Annotated in this window: 3 protein-coding genes; all 3 read right to left on the bottom strand. The window is 63.8% G+C overall.

The features are described from left to right. On the bottom strand, positions 1 to 442 hold a 442-nt coding region (locus EOA27_RS26215), incomplete at its 3' end, for a 4-hydroxythreonine-4-phosphate dehydrogenase PdxA (protein WP_189562118.1). Between the two features lie 141 nt (positions 443 to 583). After that, the gene (locus tag EOA27_RS26210) at positions 584 to 1,507 is read right to left on the bottom strand and encodes a peptidylprolyl isomerase (protein WP_126078243.1); all 924 of its coding nucleotides are present in this window, start codon (positions 1,505 to 1,507) and stop codon (positions 584 to 586) included. Between the two features lie 218 nt (positions 1,508 to 1,725). After that, positions 1,726 to 3,923: LPS-assembly protein LptD (locus EOA27_RS26205; RefSeq protein ID WP_145970540.1), on the bottom strand; the 2,198-nt coding region annotated here is incomplete at its 5' end.

Raw genomic sequence — 3,923 nt, 5'->3', positions numbered from 1 at the left:
GATGCGCCAGATATTCGGTGTGGCCGGGAAAGCCGAATCCCGCATCGTAAAGCGGCTTCTTGGCGATCGGACAGGTGACCACCGCGGCGGCGCTGCCGGCGAGACAGTCGGCGACTGCCCGGTCGATCGCCTCGATGGTGCCGGCGGCATTGGCCGGATCCGGCTCTCCCGGGGTGTCGACATGGCGCGCATGGAGCGGCACGACGGGGAGCACACGGGCAAAATGAGGCGCGGCCTGTCCGGGTAAGGTCTCGACAACCGTCACATTCGCGCCGACAAGACGGGCGCGGGCTTTGATCAGGGCCGGGTCGGCCAGCAGATAGAAGGGCGGCACCCCGGCGCTGTCGCCCGCCTGCCAGGCGGCGATGGCGATCTCGGGTCCGATGCCCGAAGGGTCGCCGACACTGAGCGCCAGCGGCGCATCGGTCTTGCGCGGGCTCATTGGGTGGGCTGACTGCGGTATCGCATGCTTGTCGCTCAGAGCATGACGCCGAGAAATGTGCTGCGGTTTTCGGACGACATCATGCTCCATTTCTCGGATTTGGGAGACGGATTGAGGCTGGTCCGACCTATGTCTCCGGCTCTAGCGTTCGACGATCTTGGCCTTCTGCCGCAGCTCGGCGACATATTTCTTGCTGAGCTCGTCGGCGTCCTTGTCGTTGGTGCCCTCGGCCTGGAACACCATCTGCGCGGCCTTGTCGTCGGAGACCTCACGCGAGGAGCAGATGCCGATGAATTCGACGCCGCGCTCGGTCTCTCGCGTCGGTGTCGCGCCGCCGACCTTGGTGGCCTTGATCTGCTCGGCCCAGTCGGTCGGCAATTGCGGCGCCAGCACCCGGCCGAGATCGCGCACGGTGACGTCGATCAGACCCTTGGCGAATTCGCGCGTGGTGTTGCAGCCGCTGAAGCGGGCACGCATGGCGTCGGCCTCGCGCTTGCGCTTGGCGAGCGTGGCGGCACGCTCCGATGCCGGCACCACGAAGATCACCTGCTGCAGCATGTACTCCGTCGCCGTCGGCTTGCTGCCGCCCTTGTCGAGCATGCGCCGCACGGCGTCCTGCTCGGTCACCGAGCCGCCCTCGCCGGAGCGGTAGCGCGCGCTGAGCGCCTGGTTCCAGGCCATCTGGGCGCGGATGAATTCCTTGAAGTGTTCCTTGGTGACGCCCGACTGGCTCATGATCGCGTCGAGCTTGGCCAGCGGCATCTTGTTGCCCGAGGCGAAGCGCTGGTAGGCGGCGTCGACCTGCTCATCGGTGATGCGGATGCCGAGCCGCTTGGCCTCGGCCAGCCGCAGCGTCTGGTCGATCATCTCCTGCGCGGCATCGCCTTTCTTGTGTTGGAGCTTGAAGAAGGCGGCGCGGTGCGCGATGTCGCCGGTGGTGATCGGTATGCCGTTGACGACATATTTGATCTCCGCGGCGAAAGCCGGCTGTACAACAGCCGTGACCGAAACCGAGCTCGCCGCCACCAGAAGCGCCAACCCTGCCGAAAACAGGTATTTCCTCATCTTACCTTCCAATTTCCCCGCCCCAATTTGTCGGCACGACAGCGCCGCGCGTCCTCCGAACGCCTGCGCGCTGCAGCCGACCCCATGCCTGTCCTATGCGGCGAAACGATGTCGCCGGCGCATGGCCCCGAGAATCACCGCATTTTCGGGGGTTCACGCTCCAAATCAAGACCAAAGCATCGTCGGCGCCCGGCTAGCAAGCCACGCGCCGGCCTCGGTTATTGGATGGTATCGATCGCGCTCGTCGACGAGCCGAAATCGCCCAGCGTGCGGAACGACAGGTTGAAGCCGATATTCTGCGACACTTCCTTGGTTACGGTATCGCGTGTCTGCGAATAGGTCATGATGTAGGTGAAGCAGGAATCGTTGTAGGCGAAACCGACCCCGTCCTTGACCAGCACGTTGCTCTGGAGGTCGTAGGTGCCGGTGCCGAACAGCCGCCAGTTCTGCGCCAGATGCGTCGAGGCGCCGAGCGTGACTTCATGACGGTCGGTGGTGAAGCCATAGAGCGGCTGCGCCTCGATGAAGGCATATTTGGCGCTGAGCGATATCGGCAGGCTGGAATAGGCGGCCTTCACTTCGGCGCGCCTGACCTCGAATGTCTGCTCGTCGAAACGCCCGCTCACCGAGCCGGAAAAACCGCTCGGGCTGTTGAAGCCGACGAGTCCGACATAATCCGAGGTCCGTTTGTCCAGGCCGGACTCGGCTCCGGCATTGACGAGATCGGGCGCGGCGAAGGAGTTCTCGCCCGCGAGCTGGTAGGACTGGCCGAAGATGGCATTCGTGGCCCAGCCATTGTCATAGGCGCCTGAATAGCGGAAGCCGACATTCGCGCGTGTGCCGCCTTCGATCCGGTCATAGCCGGAGAATTTATCGCGCTCGAACAGCGTCGTGGCGTCGAAGACGAAGCTCTGCGCGTCTTCGTTCGGAACGGCCAGTCCGCCGACATATTGCTCGTTCGGACGCACAAAGACCTGCGCGGTCGGCTCCAGGACATGGCTGGAGCTGGGCATCGAGAACAGCAGCGGCCACCGCGCCTCGAGGCCGAGGGTCGCCATGTAGCGGGCAAGCGACGAGCGCATGTCGACGTCTTGGCCGAGATTCGTGCCCATCTGGTTGACGGCATCGAGCGAAGCCTGATTGGCGTTGACATAGCCGGCATCGCCGCGGAAGGCGAGCAGCGGAGTCAACTGCAGACCGCCGTCGGTGGTGAAGGTCCGCTTCCACTCGGCTTCCGCGCTCACCCGGCTGGATTCGCCTTCGATGCCGCGCACGTTGTTGATCGAAGCCGGGTCGCTGGCATCAGCCAGCACGGCGTCCAGCCGGTTGCGGCTGATCACACGCGTGTTCACGTTGAACGACAACTGGCCGCCGGCCACCGACGCGTCGGGAATATACGCATAGTCGAGCGACGGCAGCACCCAGGGCTGCTTGGCGGAGCGCGATGTGGGATCGCTGGAGAGCGTGTCTTCCTGCACCTCGAAGCGCATGGCGCGGACGTCGAAGTAGTTGCGGTCGCTCAAGCCCGTCAGATAGATCGACGACTGATGGACGAGGTCGCTGAAGCTGTCGATGTTGTAGGTGCGCGAGAAATTCTTGTCGGTCTGCAGCAGCACATCCCAGCCGAAGTCCCAACGCTCGTTGATCGCGAACTGGCCCGTGGTGCCCATCATGCCGCGGAACTTGTTCGGATCGCCGGGCTCGCCTGAATCGACAGTGGGGCGATTGCCGGTGCCGATAAAGGCGTCGGGATCCTGCTGGTTGATGCCGGCGATCTTCAGCGTGTACTGGCCGTTGTTGAAGCGCTGGCGCCACTCGGCCTCGCCGAGGAAGCCCTGCTTGGTATAGCCGCTGCCGGTGACGGTCAGGTCATAGGTCGGGGACAGTGCGAAATAATAGGGGACTTTGACGCCGACGCCGAGATTGTTGTTGTAGACGATGCCGGGGATCAGGAAGCCGCTCTTGCGCTTCACGGTCGGGTCGGCGATCTCGAAGGCCGGCAGATAGGCAAGCGGGAAGCCGAAGAATTCGAAATTCGAATTTTCGAAGCGGACCGTCTTCTTCTCGCCGTTCCAGATGATCTTGCGTGCCTTGACGCGCCAGGTCGGGGCTTTGTCCGGCTTGTCCTCGCAAGGCTCGCAGGCGGTGTAGACGCCATTGTGGAAGGTGGTCAGCACGCCGCCCATGCGCTCGCCGCTCTCGGCGGCGAAATAGGCCTTGTCGATCGTCTCGACGCGCAACGCGTTGGTGAACCCGTCGGCGAAGTCGTCGGTGATGTCGATATGGTCGGAATTGATCTTGGTGCCGTCGCTGTTGATGAGCTCGACGGCGCCGCTGGCGACGAGGCGCTTGGTGTCGCGGTTGTACACCACGCGCTGGGCGACCAGCTTGTTGCCGCCATAGTCGATCTGCACGC

The organism is Mesorhizobium sp. M2A.F.Ca.ET.037.01.1.1 (genome assembly GCF_003998075.1).
Taxonomy (GTDB): domain Bacteria; phylum Pseudomonadota; class Alphaproteobacteria; order Rhizobiales; family Rhizobiaceae; genus Mesorhizobium.
The sequence above is the reverse complement of the archived record's forward strand: the minus strand, read 5'-3'. Positions and strand labels throughout refer to the sequence as shown.